The following is a 15,667-nucleotide window of genomic DNA, read 5'->3' as shown; positions in this document are numbered from 1 at the left end:
CTGCGGGCGCCCGTACCGGCGTGCCGTCAGCCGGTGCGGGCGCGCCCGGTGAACCGGCGCATCCCGCGCCCGACCGCCGGGAACCCGGTGAGCCGCGGCGGCCGGGCGCGGGCGGGTGGTGCTGCTCCCGCCCGGCCGGACACCGGCGCTACTCGCGGACACCCGCGAGTTCGACAGCCCGGCGGCGCAGTGACAGCGCGGCGGGGAGCGTGGCGCAGAGCACCGCGATGAGGGCGCAGGCGGCCAGGACCACGCCGACCGCCGCCCAGGGGAGCTGGAGGGGCGTCCACACCGAGAGCAGGCCCAGGGCGCACCACATACCGGTCAGGTGGAGTCCGGCGACGGCGGTGCCCAGCAGACCGCCGACCGCGACCACCAGCAGGGCCTCGGCGGTGACGGTACGCAGCACCTGCCGCCGCGTGGCGCCGGTCAACCGCAGCAGGGCCAGTTCGCGCACCCGGTCCGCGGTCGACATGACCATGATGTTGGCCAGCGCGATCGCCGTGTACAGCAGCGCGATACCCAGGACGAGGAACAGACCCGCGCGCGTCGTGCGTGCGGTCTCGGGCCGTTGGTCGCGTATCCACTCCTCCTTGGTGCGGACCCGGCCGTCCGAAGCGGGCACGGCCTCCCGCAGCGCGGCGGACACCGCGGCGGCGTCGGCTCCCTCCCGCAACCGCACCTCCACCCGGTCGACGGGCGCCCGGGGTGCGTTGCGCGGGGTGACGTAGACGCCGTTGCCGCCGGTCCCCACCGCCATGACCGCGGCGATCCGCAGCGACTTCCTGGTGCCGTCCCCGAGCCAGACCTCCACGTGCCGGCCCACGGTGTGCTGCTCCCACTCCTCGTTGACCACGATCGAGTCGTCGTCGAGGTCGGCCAGACTTCCGGCGACGAGCGGCGGGCGGGCGGTGGCCCGGAGCCGGGCGGGATCCGCGGCCCGGGCGGGCGACTCGATCAGCGCGACTCCGTCCTCCAGCGTGTAGACGGCGCTGGAGGAGGTCGCGGAGACCTCGGTGCCGGGGAGCTGCCGCAGCCGCCGCAGCGTCGCCTCCTCGAAACCCTCCGGCCCGGTGGACGTGAGGACGAGGTCGGCGGCGGTGCCGGTGCGCAGCTCGGTGGCCTCGGCGCCGTTCAGCGTCGCGGTGGCGCCCAGGAGGGAACCGGTCAGGGCCACGGTGATCAGCACGGGTGCGGCGACCGCCGCGGTGCGGCTGCGCCCGGCGAGGGCGTTCTGCCGCAGCAGCATCCCCACCGCGCCCGGAAGCCTGGCCGGAAGCCAGGCGAGCAGCCGCACCAGCGGGCCGACCAGCAGCGGGGCCAGCAGCGCCACCCCGGTGATCAGCAGCATCGGGCGGGTGACGTACGTCTTGCGGTGCAGCAGGTCACTCGGATCGGTCGCCAGTGACACGACCAGGGTGATCGCCGCCGCGAGCAGCAGGGCGCCGGCGCACAGGCGGCGGAGCAGCGGCAGGGCGCGGCTGTCCGCGGCGGATTCCCGCAGTGCCTCGGCGGGAGCGGTGCGCCCGGCCTGCCAGGAGGCCGCCACCGCCCCGGCCAGGGCGACCAGCAGCCCGGTCCAGAAAGCCAGGTGGTACGGCCAGATATGGTCGCCGATCCGGAACCAGCGCGGCGCCAGTTCCTGGTCGACCGCCCACGCGGCCAGCTCCGGCGCCCCCTGCGCGCCCAGCAGGCAGCCGGTCGCGGAGGCGAGGGCACCGACGACGAGCGCCTCGGACAGAACGGTGCGGCGCACCTGGGCAGGGGTGGCGCCGGCCATCCGCAGCAGTCCGAACTCGCGGCGCCGCTGGGCCACCGCGAACGCGAAGGTGGCGGCGACGACGAACACCGACACGAAGGCGGAGACGCCGCCGGCGGTGCCGAACATGGCGTTCATCGCGGTCAGGGCCTCGCGGTCCCGGTCGGGGTCGGCGTCCGCGAGTCTGCGGGCGTCGCCGGTCAGGACGTGCGCGCCGGCGCCGCCGTCGCGCACCACCGCCCGCACGGCTGCCGCGTCGTCGGTGTCCACCACCAGTTGACGGCTGTCCGGCGAGAGCTGCGCGGCGCGCCGGTCGGTGTAGAAGACGGCGTTCTCGAACCCCCGCCCGCCGACGACTCCGACGACACGCACGGTCCCGCGCGCGGTGCGCAGGCGCTCCCCCGGCTCCACCGGCCGGCCGTCCGTCGGCCAGCCGTCGCTGACGGCCACCTCGTCGCCTGCGCGGGGCGCGCGGCCCTCCATGAGGCGGTAGGGAGCGAACGCGGCCGTGGACCAGGGGTGGCCGACCAGGTCCGGGGGGCCGCCGCGGACCCGGACGCCGAAGGCACGGTCCTCCACGACCCTCCCCAGCTTCCCCAGCCGGGCCTTCGTCTCGTCCGGCACGGCGCGGGGGCGGGCCAGCCTCCGCACCCGGTCACCGGCCGGGGTGGCGACGCGGAGGGTGTCCGCGCCCTTGACGAGGACGGGTGCCGCGGCGAACCGTTCGGGCTTCCGCTCCGGCGCCTGCAGCGACGAGGCCAGCGCGAGTCCCATGACGGCCAGCAGTCCCGCCCCGAGGGCGAGCGCGACGAAGCTGCCGACGAAGCCGGTCCAGCGGGTGCGCAGGGTGGCCAGGGCGATCCTCAGCACGGGAGGGCCTCCAGCTTCGCCATGTGCGCGGCGATCTGCGGCGAGGGCGCGCCGTGCAGTTCCCCGTCGAGGCGCCCGTCGACGAGGAAGACCACGCGGTCCGCATAACCGGCGGCGACCGGGTCGTGGGTGACCATGACGGTCGTCCGCCCCTCCTGGTGGACCATGTCGCGCAGCAGGGTGAGGACCTCGCGGCTGGTCACCGAATCCAGCGCGCCGGTGGGTTCGTCGCCGAAGAGCACCTGGGGCCGGGTGATCAGCGCGCGGGCCAGGGCGACCCGCTGCTGCTGGCCGCCGGACAGCTCCGCGGGCCGGTGCCGGGCTCGTGATCCGAGTCCGACCTGCCCCAGCGCCTCCGCGACACGGGCGGACGGGGGTCGGCGGCCCGCCAGGCGCAGCGGCAGGCCGACGTTCTGTTCGGCCGTCAGGGACGGCAGCAGATTGAACGCCTGGAAGACGAATCCGATGCGGTCGCGGCGCAGCAGCGTCAGCCGGGTCTCGTCGAGCCCGGTCAGCTCGGTCCCGCCCACCGCGACCGATCCCGAGGTGGGGCGGTCCAGCCCGGAGGCGCACTGCAGCAGAGTCGACTTCCCGGATCCCGAGGGTCCCATGACGGCGGTGAACGTGCCGTGGCCGAAGTCGAGGGTGACGTCGTCGAGTGCGGTGACGGCTCCGGCACCGGTGCCGTAGCGGCGGGTGACGTGCCGCATGCGGACGGCTTCATCGGCCATGTGTCTGTCCTGACGTGTTCGAAGTGGTCGGCGCGGAAGCGGCGCGCGGGTGCGCGCCGGTCACGCCGGGCGGCGAGGCCGGTGCTGGTGCTCCGGGGCCCGCCGAGAGCATTGCAGAGAAACCTCTGCAAAGGAAGCTCTGCATAGTTTTCTCTGCGGTAGGCTCGGGGCATGACCGAGTCGTCGCACCAGGACCACACCGCTTCCCACCAGGGACAGCACACCGTCAGCGACCCCGCGACGCTGAAAGCGCTGGCGCATCCACTGCGCCTGAAGATCCTGCGCAGGCTGGCCGCCGCGGGCCCGGCGACCGCCACCGCACTCGCCTCGGCTCTCGGCCAGAACACCGGGACGCTCAGCTACCACCTGCGCCAGCTGGCCCGGGCCGGCCTCGTCGAGGACGACCCCGACCACGACACGAACGGACGCGAACGCTGGTGGCGCGGCGTACGCGGCGCGGACGTGCGGCGCCCCTCCCGGGCGGACCTGCCGGGCGCGGAGCGCGCAGTGGTCGAGGAGCTGGACCGGGCGCACCTGCGGGAGGACCTCGAACTGGTCCGGCACCACGCGGACCGTCCGGCCGAGGAGGACGAGTGGGTCTCCGGCTCCCGCAGCACCCTCCACCTCACACAGGAGGAACTGCGGGAGTTCCACGACGCCTACCTGGAGCTGCTGCAACGCTTCCGGCGCGAGCGCACCGAAGCCGGACCGGGCACCCGGCCCATCGCCGTCCGCTGGTTCGGGGTCCCGCTCGACGGCCGGGACTGACGCCGCCGCCGCGACGCCGCGGAAGCCCCGGTGTGCGCGACCCGGCCCCACCGCCCGGCCGCACACCCGGCCGTTCCGGACCACGGCCGCACCCTCGCACCGCGACAATGTACGATCGCGCTTAGTAGAATCCTTCCGTGCGGCACCTCCGCCCCCGCGCAGGATCCGACAACCGGCCGCATTCTGCGGTATTCACCGGCATTGTCCGGATATACAGGACTTGCCCTTCCCGGTCGTACGCTGTGTCGCGAAACACACCGACCGGACCGAGAAATCAGCAAGATCTTCTGGCGCGCCATCAGGAAGCCTTTCCATAAAAGTCCTTCGAAACACCGGCAGATTGGTTTTTTACGCACAGAAAATGATCCACAGCATAGCGTTGAGGAATTGCTAGATCATTTTCGGCGAGCCGCCCCGCATGTGAATCGCGCGCCTTGATCCGGGCAATCCATTGTGTTTCTGTGTCCTCGCTCCGGCCTCCACGAACGGCCGGAGTTCCGCTGCCGGGGCGCCGAATCCTGCCGCCCGGCTAGGAAATTCGCACCAGTACCGCGCGGCAGGAGCGGGGGACCCACTTACGTGCCGTGCCGCACTCCGCGGCCCGGCTAGGGGTGAAGTCATGGCCGCTGTGCCCCGGCACAGCGGATATGGCCGGGCAACTCCAGCCCGAATCCGACAGCTCACCTCGCAGGCGCTAGGAGAGGACACCCCCATGTCTCGTGGCCTTCACGCCCGTAATCCGTTCAGCACCCGCCGCCTCCGGCTCTCGCTCGCCCTCGCCGCCGGCGGTGCGGGCATCGCCGCTCCCCTGCTGGCCGCGGGCAGCGCGCACGCCGCCCCGGCGCAGGTGCAGGAGCAGGCGCAGTCCGCGCGGTCCGGCGCCGCCTCGCAGGTGAAGACCGAGCAGGAGCCCAGCTCCTACACCGTCGCCAGCGGCGACACCCTGTACCGGATCGCCCTGGACCACGACATCGAGGGCGGCTGGAACACCCTCTACGAGGCCAACAAGAAGACCGTCGGCGGCGACCCGGACCTGATCCTGCCCGGCCAGAAGCTGACGCTGGACACCGCCTCGAAGCCCGCCGAGACCAGCGACGCCACGCCCGAGCGCGCCGACCGCAGCTCGGCCGAGCGCACCGGCGGCGTGCACAAGACCCAGTCCACCAACCTGGACGGCTGGATCAACGAGGCGCTGGCCATCATGAAGCAGCACGGCATCCCCGGCACCTACGACGGCATCCACCGCAACATCATCCGGGAGTCCGGTGGCGACCCCAACGCCATCAACAACTGGGACATCAACGCCCAGAACGGCACGCCCTCCATCGGCCTGCTCCAGGTGATCAAGCCGACCTTCGACGCCTTCCACGTCGAGGGCACCGCCTACGACCAGCGGGACCCGGTCGCCAACATCGTCGCGGCCTGCAACTACGCGGCCAAGACCTACGGTTCGATCGACAACGTGAACGGCCCGTACTGAGCCGGAGCACGCACGCGGCGACTGCCCGCCACCCTCGCGGTGGCGGGCAGTCGCCGTCTCGCGGCACCGCCCGGCGGGCACCGCTGAGCACCCTCCCCCCGCCCCGGTCGCCGTGCGCACCACAACACGCACCCTCCGTCCCGCCCCCGCCACGGCGCGGGCCGCATTCACCCGAACGCCGCTTCCCTCTGGCGCGGATACGCCCGAATGGCCACCGTCGAGCCATGAGCGAGATCAAAAATATGGTGAGCGTGATAACACCCGCTTACAATGCGCTGCCCTGTATAGAGCGCTGCGTCGAATCGGTCGCACAGCAGTCCTTCGCACCCGGCGCCACCGAGATGATTGTCGTGGACGACGGTTCGACCGACGGCACCTCGGACCTTGTGGACCGGCTGGCCGCACAGCATCCGACCCTTCTGCGGGTGATCCACCAGGAGAACTCCGGGAGCCCCTCGGGTCCGCGCAATCTCGGTCTGGATCTTGCGAGCGGACGCTACGTCTTCTTTCTCGATGCCGACGACTATCTGGCTCCCGAAGCGCTCCGACGGCTTACGGCAGCGGCCGAGGTGAACGCATCCGATGTCGTACTCGGCCGAATGGCATCGGAAGGACGCCGGGTGCCGCGCTCCATGTTCCGCGCGAACCAGGCCGATGCCGACCTGTTCACCTCCCGTGTCTACTGGTCGCTTTCCGCGCAGAAACTCTTCCGCAAAGAACTGCTCGACCGGCTGCAGTTGCGCTTCGACACCGGCCTGCGGATCGGCGAGGACCAACCCTTCACCGCGCTCGCCTACTTGCGGGCCCGCCGTATCTCGGTGGTCGCCGACTACGACTGCTACTACCTGGTCCGACGCCCGGACGGCCGGCATCTGACCGCGACGGGCAGCACCGAGCCGGTCCTCGATGCGCTGCACCACGTCTGCGAACTGCTGCGCGCCGAACTTCCGCCCGGGCAACGGCGCGACGCCCTGCTGGAGCGGCACTTCGCCGTCGAACTCCGCGACGTCTTCCGCTTCCTCGGCCGGGAGGCGGATCCGGCCGTCCGGCAGCGCGAGTTCGCCCGTGTGCAGCAGCTTCTCGCCCGGCACGAGGACGACTCCTTCTGGCACCGGCTGGCTCCCGTCCAGCGCCTGCGCTGCCATCTGGCCCGGCACGGGCAACTCGGGGAACTGCTCACCCACACCCTCTCCGCCGACGCGCACATGCCGTTCAGCGTCCACATCTCCCGGGGGACGGCGCTGGCCCACTACCCGCCGCGCGGGGAACACCGCGCCGGAGGCCCGACCGCGAGCTTCGACGTGACGGACCGCCTCACGCTCAGCCACCACATCTCCCACTTCTCCTGCACCGGCACCCGGTTGCGGCTGACCGGACGCGCACGCCTGGAGCAGGCCGGGCCCGCCGGCCGGCAGGCGGTCGAGGTCTTCCTGCAGCACCGGGACGAGCCGTGGCGACGCTACGCGCGGACCCGTCTGGCGGGCGAGTTCTTCGAGGCCGACCTGGATCTCCTCGGCGGGCCGGAGGACGACGTGCCGCCGGCCGACGGCTGCTGGGACCTGTATCTGAGCCTGACCGTGAACGGGCTGGTCCGGACTGTCCGGCTGGGCAGCCGCCGCGATCAGGACGCCGGACGCTGCCCGTTCACATACCTGGCCGACGACGGAGCGGGCGGCATCCGGACCGCCCGGCTGTACGCCACCGCCCACGGCAACCTCACCCTGCGCCTGGAGCACGTCCCGGCGGCACGGCTGGGCAGGGAACTGCGCCTCGATGTGGAGGCACCGGTCTGGTGCGGTCCGGTCCTGCGCCTGCACGGCACCACCAACCTCGTCGCCCCTCCGGCGGGCAGCGTCCTCGTGCAGCTGGCCTCCCGCAGCGGCGCCGCCGACTTCCCCCTGGTGATCGAGGAGGACGGCCGGTTCTCGGTGGAACTGCCCCTGGACGTGCTGTCCTCGGGGCGGTGGGCGGCGGCGCTGCGGATAGCCGCGGCCAACTGGCGGCACACCCGGCCGCTGCGGCAGCCTGTCCTGCCGGCCGGCGCGGCACGCTGGCGCCGGAGCCTCATGCCCCGGTACGCCAAACCGGTGGCCTGCGATCCGCTGACACTGCGGGTGGACCGGGTACGCCCCACCCGCGGTCTGCGCCGCAGGTTCGCACAGCCGGCGGCGCTCCCGGCCGGACCGGCCGCGCACCGGACCGGAGGAGCGGGCGCGGGCGGCCGGGAAGCCGCCTGAGCCGGGCGGCCCTCCCGTAGAACCGGCCGGGTCGCACGCGACCGCCGGCGGTCGTCCACCGGGCTACGGCGTGTGGAAGGCCACCTCCGGGTTCTCCCGCGAGGGACCGTCCAGCAGGGGCCGCGCAAACCCCCGCAGCTGACGGTCGAAGAAGGCCGTCACATAGCGGGTGGTGATCTCCCCGGAGCGCCTTCCGGACAGCGGCGCCTCGGGGTCGGTGACCCCGGCCTGCCCGCCGAGAATCGGCAGGTCGATGAAGGTGAAGTGCCCCGAACCGGTCACCGTCAGCCAGCGTTTCCAGCCGTGCAGGCGCTGCCAGGTCCGCGGCCATGTCGTGTCGGCCGCGTGCGGGGTGTGGTCCTTGCAGGTACCGAGCATCAGCGTCGGCCGGCCCAGTCCGGTCCGCGGCACGGGGGCGAAGAAGGTGCCGTCCAGGTTCGCGGCGGCCCGGATCCGGCGGTCGGTGCCCGCTGCCACCGCTGCCGCGTTGCCGCCCAGCGAGTGACCGGCGGCGCCGATGCGGCGGGGGTCGATCAGCGCCGCCCAGCGGGCGGAACCGTGCCCCGTACCGCTCTTCGCGCCCTTTCCGGCGCCGGTCAGCCTGTCGACGGTGGACGAGATGTCGGCTGCCCGGTCGCGGGCGGCCCGGGCCAGCCGCTTCTTCTCGCCCGCGTCGGTCGGCGCGTCCTCGACGATCCCGCAGGCGACACAGGTGAGCGTGCGCCGGCCGGCCGGGCCGGTGAAGACCGTGCCGAAGGATTCGTAGGCGTGGTCGAGAAGGGCGACGACATAGCCGTGGGAGGCGAGTTCCTCCGCGAGCGTGGTGAGCGTCGCGCGGTGCAGCGAGAACCCCGGCGAGAGCACGACCAGTGGATGCTTCCCCGGGGCCGGTCGGGCCCCGGTGCGGGCGTTCGTGCGCACCGAGGCGAGCCCGGCCGCGGGGAAGGACGCATCGAGCCTCAGCCCTTTCAGCAGTAGCTCCGCCTCCGCCACCGACAGGTAGCGAGCAGTGTCACCGCGTCCGCCGCGCCGGGCCGGATAGAAGACCGAGGCCATCAGCCGGCGGGAGCCCGCGGACGGCACCCAGGGGTCGCGGCGCTTCTCGTCGGTGAGCTGGAGCGTGTCGCGTCCGACCGCCCAACGGCCCGTGGGGTGCGGGACGGAGAGCCGGCCGGCGTGATTCGAGGCCGCGGCGGCGGATGTCCGGCCGGGGTACGGGCCACTCGCCGGGGCTCCCACGGCGGAGGCGCAGGCGGTGGTCGCGGGGGCGAGCAGAGCGGCTGCCAGCAGCGCGGCCGCCGCGCGGTGTGTACGGATCATGTTCGAGAGCGTAGGAACCCGCCCACCATGCCCGGCACCGCGGAAAGCCGGTGCCGGGCCTGCACTTTCGGCAGATCCGGCGCGGGCCGGGAACCGACCGCGGCGGGTTGCGCTGCGCGCCCCGTGCCGCGGCGGTTCGGCCCGGAGTGCGGACCCGGGGAGTGCACGCCTGCCCTCTTGGCAGGCGCGGCGCCGCACGGCAGCGTGAACCCCGCCGACTCACCCCCCACTTCGGAGTGCGCGCATGAAGACGACGAACGGAGCTCCCCCCGTCCCCGCCGCCCGGCAACGCCGGGCCCTGGGAGCAAAGCGCAGCGCCGCGGGCGTCGTGACCGGGGCTTTCGCGCTGGTCGTCGGGCTGCCGGGTACGGCGCTGGCCGATCCGCCGCAGGCGCTGCCGCTGAACGCGACCGCGCTGGAGAAGACGTTCCAGCCCGCTTACGACTACGACACCGACGGCTGCTACGCGACTCCCGCGATCGGCCCGGACGGCACCCTTGCGCCCGGCCTGAGGATAGGCGGCGACGTGAACGGGAACTGCCGTGACGCGTCGGACCTGGAGAACACCAACGGATACTCCAGGTCCAAGTGCAACAACGGCTGGTGCGCGGTGGTCTACGCGTCCTACTTCGAGAAGGACCAGACAGCTCTGGGCGGCGGCAGTGCCGGGCACCGGCACGACTGGGAACACGTCGTGGTCTGGGTGCACGACGACCGGGCCGAGTATGTCTCGACCTCCAACCACGGCGGATTCACCGTCCACGACCGGGACGCGCTGCCCTTCGAGGGCAGTCACCCCAAGGTCGTCTACCACAAGGACGGCATCAGCACCCACTGCTTCCGCGCGGCCAAGGACGACGGTGGCGACGAGCCACCCGAGAACCACGGGGGAGCCTGGCAGTACCCCACCCTGGTCGGCTGGGACGGCTATCCCGAGGGGCTGCGGGAGGCCTTGACCGCAGCCGACTTCGGCAGCGCCACACTCGGCATCCGGGACGACACTTTCGCCGGCCACCTGGCCGAGGCCAAGCCGGACGGCATCCCCTTCGACCCCAACGGCTGAGCACGGGCCCGGACTCCGGGCGCGTCAGGGACAGCGGGGCAGCGGGCGCGCCCGGTATACCCGGGCCCCCGGGTGCGGGAGCCGGCAGGCGGGCACACCGTCTGCCGGCTCCGCTGCGCATCGTCCGGACCGGGGCGTCCCGGGCAGTCCGGCGGATCAACGGGCGCGCCCAGGCCCGGACACCCGAGCCGGGCGGGTCAGACCTCCAGATTCGCCTCGATCCGCCGCAACTGGTGCCGTGCCATGGCGAGGTTGGCCTTGCCGGAGTCCAGTGCGATGTACAGGAAGAGGCCGTTGCCGCTCTTGGCCCGCAGCAGCCGGATCAGGTGGTACTGCTTGCTGAGGGTGATCAGGATGTCCTCGATCTCGTCCTTGATGCCCAGGTGCTCCATCGTGCGCAGTTTGGACCGCACGACATCCGTGTTCCCGGCGGCGGCGACCTCGAGGTCGAACTCCTTGCCCCCGCCGATGGTGCCCAGGGCCATACCGCTGGTGTAGTCGACCAGGGCCACCCCGATCGTGCCGTCGATGCTGCTCATCGCTTCCTTGAGGGAAGCATCGGTGTTCGACATGGTGTCCTGCTGTCCTTTCGTCGGTACGTTGATCGACCCGGTGTGCTTCGTACGGTGTGCGCCGTGCGGATGTCCGGTGGGTCGTCCGGTGCGTGGCATGCGGGCGGTCCGGTGGGACGGTGCGGTGTGTGGCGTGCGGTGGGCGTCACTCCGGAGCCGGTGCGTTCCGGCGGCGGCGCTCCAGCGGCAGACGACGGCGTTCCAGTGGAGGCCGGTGCTCGGGCGGCGGTCGGTCGCCGACCGGATGCGGAGCCGCCGGGCTCTGCACGGCGGTCACGAGTTCGCCGATCCGAGCGGCCGTACGGCGCCCCTCCAGATGCAGTCGGCCGACATTGATCCGGTCGTCCGCGAGCAGCGTCAGCACCGCGGACGACCCGGCCGCGTACGTGGCGACATATCCGAGTTCCCCGTGGATCAGCAGCTCGCGGAAGGCGCCGCGTGCCGTGGCCTCGTTCATCCGGAAGGCCAGGCCGAGCGCGGCGGCGGTGAGCGCGGCGAGCGGCTCGGCCTCCGGGCGCTCCCCCGTCCGGGCCGGCGCCATGTCCTCGGCCAGGACGAAGCCGTCCACGGTCGCCGCCAACACACCGGCGACCTGCGGAACCCTGGCCCGCAGCCCGCGCAGTTCCTCGCCCACGCCCTGTTCCGCCGCCATGAGCACTCTCCTCTCGGCCCGCTGCCGGAATCCCTTGATCACAATGCCTCCAGCGCGTCCCGGAGCCGGCGCAGCAGAGCGATGTCCGGCTCCGCGAACACCGGCCCTGGCGGTCCGGCAGGAGGCGCCCCACCTGCGGCGGCCCCGGGGTCCGCGCCCGGGTGTCCGCCTCCGGGATGCGGACACCGGTCCGGCACACCCGCCGCCGGGCGGTCCTGCGGCCCCGGGGTCACCAGGCCGGCCGCGGCCAACCGGCGCAGTTCCACGAGGGTGTGGAAGGCGGGCCGCCCGAGTGCGCGGGCGATGTCCGTCGGCGTGCGGTTGCCGTCGGCCAGTTCCAGGATCCGAAGCTGCCGGTCCGGTACGGCCCGCAGCCGGCTGCGCTGTCCGGGCGCCGCAGCGGACCGCTCCTGCCGCCCGGTGGGGTGCGGTTGGGCGCCCTGCGACGCCGCACCGGTCCGCACCACCGGATCGGCCGGGTGCCCAGACGGGGCGGCGGCGCCGGTCGGCACGGGCGGCAGGACATCCAGGCGCGGGTCGGGCCAGATGCGGTCCAGGAAGGCCAGCCGACGCACCGTCTCGCGCTCCACCACCAGCGGCACGACGCCCCCGCGGGCTCCGAGCCAGTGCTGGACGCCGTGCCGGAATCTGCCGGGCCCGCCACCGGGCGCGAGCACGAAGAAGGCCGCGTCGTACAGCGCGACGCCCCGGCACAGTTCCAGTACCCCGGCGGTGACGCTGCCGGAGGCGACCAGGTGCCGCGTCCCGCCGCCGTCCTGCCCCGCCCGGGTCATCGCGGCCTCCCAGCACGCCCGGGAGAGAGCGCAGCCCCGGTTCAGCAGGATCTCCAGCCCCGTGGCCGCCGAGCTCTCCGCGTGCACGATGTGGCCGTCGACGAGGAAGAGGGTGCCCCCTGCGCGGGTGAAGGCACCGGTGGCGCGCTCGGCTGCGAGCCGGTGCAGGGTGGAGGGGGTGAGTGTCGAGGCGTTGCGGACCGGCACGGTGCCCGCGTACGCGGCACCCGGACACGCGGTGCCGTGCGGTACCGGGGCGCCACGCGTCGCGGGCGGGCGCCCGGCCGGGTCGCGCGGCGCCGCAGGGGCCGGTAACGGGCGCGGCAGGTCCTCCGGCGGATGCTCCCGGCACTCCCCCGCGCTGCCGGCCGGTTCGGGACCGGAGCGCGACCGGGACTCCGGCGTGGGGACCGCTCCCATCAGAGCACCATCCGGCCTGCGATCTCCGCCAGCCGTATCCGGGCCAGCGCGAGATTGCCCTCGTCCCGGGCGAGCCACAGGTGGAGGAAGAGCGTGCCGTCCAGGGCGCCGGTCACGAACCGCAGCAGATGGTAACTGTCGCTGTTCGTCGCGATGATGTCCTCGACGGCCGGGGCCGTTCCGCCTGGGTGCGGCGCCGAATCGGAGACGTCCGGGGTGCCGGGAGGGGACGGATGTCCGGAGGGGGCGTCCGGGCCGCCGGGTCCCGGGCCGGTGCCACCGCCGGGAGGGCCGGTCTGAGGAGCCTGCGGAGCAGCACCGGGGGGCGCCGTCGCGGGGTCGCCCGGGGTGCCGAGCGCGGAGAGCGGGCCGAGGGAGCGGTACTCGGCCACCATCCTGGCCAGTTCGGCCGTCTCGCAGGCGGCGGCCTCGTGGTCACCGCCGGGCGGCTCCCCCGCGACACCGAGCGCCAGTCCGCTGATCCAGTCCACCACGGCGGCGCAGCGGGCGCCGGGCAATCGCATCGCCTCCAGAAGGCACTCGTCGATTCCGGGCACGCTGCACTCCCCTCCCCGGCACACCGCATCACTACCGAAACCGCCCGGCCACGGACAGTGAGGCTCACACTACGCATGTGCACGGCAGAGCAGCGCGTGTTCCGGCATTTTCCCGGGGAACATGCCAAGACCGCCCGGAAGTTGACCAAATTTCCGCAGTACGAGGGCCATTTGAGCCCTGTTTCTGATCGAATCAGATCGAATCTCTGAGACATGCGGAAGACGCGGCACGACTCACTCCGCGAGGCCGCGCGCACACGGGACACCCCGCACAGTCCGCACCACGCACGCCGTACCGGGCCGGCGCTCAGGCGGTGGCGGTCCGCCGCGGGGTGAAGGAGGCGGCATATGCGACGGTGACCAGTACCAGCGCCATCGGCACCAGCATGGCCGCGCGGTAGCTCCAGACGTCGCCGAGCGCCCCCACCAGAGGCGAACCGATGAGGAATCCGACGTAGTTGAAGATGTTGAGGCGGGCGACGGCGGAGTCCGATGCCCCCGGGAAGAGCCGTCCCGCAGCCGCGAAGGTCTGCGGCACGAGCACACACAGCCCGAGCCCGAGCAGGGTGAAGCCGAGCATGCCCGTTCCCGGACCCGGGGCCGCCGCCACCGTGCCGAACCCGAGCGCCGCAAGCAGCGCTCCCGCGCGGACGACGGCCGCGGCGCCGAATCGCCGTACGCCCAGATCACCGAGAGAGCGGCCGATGAGCGTCGTCGCCATGTAGACGTTGTAGGGGACGGTGGCGAGTTGCTCCGAGCTGCCCAGCACATCCTGGAGGTACTTCGCGCTCCAGTTGGAGACGGTGGAGTCCCCTATGTAGGCGAAGGTCATGACCAGGCACAGCGGCAGCAGCAGCCGGAAGGCGGCCACCTGCTGCCCCGGCCCGGCAGCGCCGGGACCCTCCTCCGGCTCCGGACCGCGACCGGCGTCCGGGTACCACCGGCTGCCCAGCAGGGCGGCGGGCAGCAGCACGGCGGCCACCGGCAGATACGAGCCGAGGAGCGGCAACTGCCCGTGCGCACCCACCCAGGCCAGCGTCGCACCCACGATCCCGCCCAGGCTGTACGCGGCGTGGAAGCCCAGCATGATGCTGCGACCGTAGCGGTGCTGGAGACTCACCCCGAGCATGTTCATCGAGGCGTCCAGCGCCCCGACCCCGATCCCGAAGACCGCGAGCGCCACCGCCAGGTGCAGCACGGCATCGCCGGCCGCGACGCCCAGCAGCGCCAGCAGCACCACCGGCTGCGACCACCGGAGCACCAGACCGGGCCGTACGCGCTTGACGAGTTGCTCCGCACCCACGCTCCCCGCTCCGGCGAGCACGGGTACAGCCGCGAGGAACGCCGGGAGCAGCGCGTTCGATATGCCGTATCGGTCCTGCACAGCGGGGATGCGCGTCACCAGCAGTGCGAACGCGACGCCCTGTGCGAAGAAGCTGAAGGCGAGCGCGGCCCTGCCGTGCCGCATCCGTGTGTCCACCATGGCCGGACAGCGTATGCCGCACCACTACCGGCGGGTAGACCGATCACAGCTTCGATTCCGGCAGTTCTCCCCGCTTCCCCGCGGTCGGCTTCGGTGGCGAGGCGGGTGCAACGCCGCAACCGGAAGCGGCGCCCGCGCAGCGCCGGAGAGCACCGGATCGGTCCGCGGGCCTCCCTGCCGTGCGGAAGCGGAGCGCGGAGCCCAGCCTGGAGGAAGCGGAAAGGACGCGCAGCCGGCCGGCCGCCACAACGGCCGGGCCGGTCCCGCGCACCGGCAGCGGTCGACAGGCGGGTGGGCTCTCGAGCCGACCGGCAGGTCGATGGGAGCGGACGGACGGAGCCGAGGCCATGGCACGGCTGCTGATCGACAGGGACGACCTGGTCGTCCGGCCGACCTGGTGGCAGAGGGTCGCCACAGGACACCGGGAGATACGGGTGCCGCTGTCCGCGGTGGCGCGGGTCGGCGGTGCCTCGGCTTGGTGGCGGCCGCTGCGGGGCCGGGCGAAGCGGACCAGCCATCTGCCCGGGCTCGGGCATCTCGGGATCTGGCGGCATCCGGACGGGCAGGATTTCGTCGCGGTCCACCCGTGGAAGCCGGTCGTGGTCGTCGAGACGCGGGGACAGACCCGGTTCGCCCGTATCGCTGTCTCGGTACGCGACACCCGGGCGGCGACCGGCGTCCTCCCGGCCGACCGCCGTCGCGACCGCCCGTTCTGCTGACGGGTGCGGACCGTCCGCCGCGAGTGACGCCAGCCGTCCCGGCTTCCCGGCCGGTGGCGGTGTGCGTGGGGGTGCTCACTGGGGTGCGGGGGCGGGGGGCCGGCGGGGGTGGGTGGTGTGAGGCCGCCCATAGGGTCCGCGTCACGCACGAACCACCCTCGTATGTCCGGTATGCCGGTTTCGGGGTGGGGGTGGGGGCGGCAGGACCGGTCCGGCGGGAGGGACGAGTCCGGGTCGTAGGT

Annotated in this window: 13 protein-coding genes and 1 riboswitch; of the genes, 5 read left to right on the top strand and 8 right to left on the bottom strand. The window is 73.1% G+C overall.

Annotated elements, in window-relative coordinates; translation table 11 throughout:
* Nucleotides 1–148: 148 nt before the first annotated feature.
* Together ACFYMO_RS28715 and ACFYMO_RS28710 are read right to left on the bottom strand one after the other, a co-directional pair.
* Nucleotides 149–2,629: an FtsX-like permease family protein gene (locus ACFYMO_RS28715; protein WP_388550037.1), complete on the bottom strand. Its 2,481-nt coding sequence runs from the start codon at nt 2,627–2,629 to the stop codon at nt 149–151.
* Nucleotides 2,623–3,360, bottom strand: coding sequence for an ABC transporter ATP-binding protein (locus ACFYMO_RS28710; RefSeq protein WP_366771355.1), 738 nt, complete (start codon nt 3,358–3,360; stop codon nt 2,623–2,625). Before ACFYMO_RS28710 ends, ACFYMO_RS28715 begins: the two co-directional genes overlap by 7 nt.
* Nucleotides 3,361–3,531: 171 nt before the next feature.
* On the opposite strand from ACFYMO_RS28710, the gene ACFYMO_RS28705 reads away from it, so the two are divergent.
* The 3 genes from ACFYMO_RS28705 (at nt 3,532) to ACFYMO_RS28695 (ending at nt 7,845) form a co-directional block, all read left to right on the top strand.
* Nucleotides 3,532–4,128, top strand: coding sequence for a helix-turn-helix domain-containing protein (locus ACFYMO_RS28705; protein ID WP_366771356.1), 597 nt, complete (start codon nt 3,532–3,534; stop codon nt 4,126–4,128).
* A gap of 531 nt (nt 4,129–4,659) precedes the next feature.
* Nucleotides 4,660–4,836, top strand: a riboswitch (cyclic di-AMP (ydaO/yuaA leader).
* A 4-nt stretch (nt 4,837–4,840) separates the two neighbouring features.
* Nucleotides 4,841–5,608: a LysM peptidoglycan-binding domain-containing protein gene (locus tag ACFYMO_RS28700; RefSeq protein ID WP_366771357.1), complete on the top strand. Its 768-nt coding sequence runs from the start codon at nt 4,841–4,843 to the stop codon at nt 5,606–5,608.
* Between the two features lie 224 nt (nt 5,609–5,832).
* Nucleotides 5,833–7,845: a glycosyltransferase family A protein gene (locus ACFYMO_RS28695; protein WP_366771358.1), complete on the top strand. Its 2,013-nt coding sequence runs from the start codon at nt 5,833–5,835 to the stop codon at nt 7,843–7,845.
* A gap of 63 nt (nt 7,846–7,908) precedes the next feature.
* Here ACFYMO_RS28695 and ACFYMO_RS28690 read toward each other — a convergent pair whose 3' ends face one another.
* Entirely contained in the window at nt 7,909–9,165 is a 1,257-nt protein-coding gene (locus ACFYMO_RS28690) for an alpha/beta hydrolase (RefSeq protein ID WP_366771359.1), read from the bottom strand.
* Nucleotides 9,166–9,409: 244 nt separating this feature from the next.
* Between ACFYMO_RS28690 and ACFYMO_RS28685 the strand changes: the two genes are divergently transcribed.
* On the top strand, nt 9,410–10,228 hold the full coding sequence (locus ACFYMO_RS28685) for an NPP1 family protein (RefSeq protein WP_366771360.1): 819 nt from the start codon (nt 9,410–9,412) through the stop codon (nt 10,226–10,228).
* Nucleotides 10,229–10,425: 197 nt separating this feature from the next.
* Here ACFYMO_RS28685 and ACFYMO_RS28680 read toward each other — a convergent pair whose 3' ends face one another.
* The 5 genes from ACFYMO_RS28680 to ACFYMO_RS28660 all read right to left on the bottom strand — a co-directional run bounded on the left by ACFYMO_RS28680 (nt 10,426) and on the right by ACFYMO_RS28660 (nt 14,706).
* Nucleotides 10,426–10,800 (bottom strand): hypothetical protein, encoded by a 375-nt coding sequence (locus ACFYMO_RS28680; protein ID WP_019359250.1) that lies wholly within the window; start codon nt 10,798–10,800, stop codon nt 10,426–10,428.
* Nucleotides 10,801–10,945: 145 nt separating this feature from the next.
* Nucleotides 10,946–11,452: a roadblock/LC7 domain-containing protein gene (locus ACFYMO_RS28675; RefSeq protein ID WP_366771362.1), complete on the bottom strand. Its 507-nt coding sequence runs from the start codon at nt 11,450–11,452 to the stop codon at nt 10,946–10,948.
* A gap of 38 nt (nt 11,453–11,490) precedes the next feature.
* Nucleotides 11,491–12,453 (bottom strand): transcriptional regulator, encoded by a 963-nt coding sequence (locus tag ACFYMO_RS28670; protein ID WP_366771363.1) that lies wholly within the window; start codon nt 12,451–12,453, stop codon nt 11,491–11,493.
* Nucleotides 12,454–12,665: 212 nt separating this feature from the next.
* On the bottom strand, nt 12,666–13,223 hold the full coding sequence (locus tag ACFYMO_RS28665; RefSeq protein WP_388550030.1) for a hypothetical protein: 558 nt from the start codon (nt 13,221–13,223) through the stop codon (nt 12,666–12,668).
* 307 nt (nt 13,224–13,530) lie between these two features.
* A complete protein-coding gene (locus ACFYMO_RS28660) occupies nt 13,531–14,706 on the bottom strand; it encodes an MFS transporter (protein ID WP_366771365.1) in 1,176 nt (391 codons plus the stop codon).
* A gap of 347 nt (nt 14,707–15,053) precedes the next feature.
* Here ACFYMO_RS28660 and ACFYMO_RS28655 point away from each other — a divergent pair, with 347 nt between their 5' ends.
* Nucleotides 15,054–15,425 (top strand): hypothetical protein, encoded by a 372-nt coding sequence (locus tag ACFYMO_RS28655; protein ID WP_366771366.1) that lies wholly within the window; start codon nt 15,054–15,056, stop codon nt 15,423–15,425.
* The last annotated feature ends 242 nt before the right edge of the window (nt 15,426–15,667 follow it).

This window comes from Streptomyces sp. NPDC007025, assembly GCF_042869455.1.
In the GTDB taxonomy this organism is placed as follows: Bacteria; Actinomycetota; Actinomycetes; order Streptomycetales; family Streptomycetaceae; genus Streptomyces.
Note: the sequence above shows the minus strand (reverse complement) of the source record. Positions and strands in the feature narration are given on the sequence as shown.

What these genes read in the sequence shown, in the direction of transcription:
- ACFYMO_RS28660 (WP_366771365.1), bottom strand. Translation starts at nt 14,706, where the DNA reads ATGGTGGACACACGGATGCGGCACGGCAGGGCCGCGCTCGCCTTCAGC.
- ACFYMO_RS28690 (WP_366771359.1), bottom strand. Translation starts at nt 9,165, where the DNA reads ATGATCCGTACACACCGCGCGGCGGCCGCGCTGCTGGCAGCCGCTCTG.
- ACFYMO_RS28685 (WP_366771360.1), top strand. Translation starts at nt 9,410, where the DNA reads ATGAAGACGACGAACGGAGCTCCCCCCGTCCCCGCCGCCCGGCAACGC.
- ACFYMO_RS28675 (WP_366771362.1), bottom strand. Translation starts at nt 11,452, where the DNA reads ATGGCGGCGGAACAGGGCGTGGGCGAGGAACTGCGCGGGCTGCGGGCC.
- ACFYMO_RS28680 (WP_019359250.1), bottom strand. Translation starts at nt 10,800, where the DNA reads ATGTCGAACACCGATGCTTCCCTCAAGGAAGCGATGAGCAGCATCGAC.
- ACFYMO_RS28710 (WP_366771355.1), bottom strand. Translation starts at nt 3,360, where the DNA reads ATGGCCGATGAAGCCGTCCGCATGCGGCACGTCACCCGCCGCTACGGC.
- ACFYMO_RS28700 (WP_366771357.1), top strand. Translation starts at nt 4,841, where the DNA reads ATGTCTCGTGGCCTTCACGCCCGTAATCCGTTCAGCACCCGCCGCCTC.
- ACFYMO_RS28695 (WP_366771358.1), top strand. Translation starts at nt 5,833, where the DNA reads ATGAGCGAGATCAAAAATATGGTGAGCGTGATAACACCCGCTTACAAT.
- ACFYMO_RS28655 (WP_366771366.1), top strand. Translation starts at nt 15,054, where the DNA reads ATGGCACGGCTGCTGATCGACAGGGACGACCTGGTCGTCCGGCCGACC.
- ACFYMO_RS28705 (WP_366771356.1), top strand. Translation starts at nt 3,532, where the DNA reads ATGACCGAGTCGTCGCACCAGGACCACACCGCTTCCCACCAGGGACAG.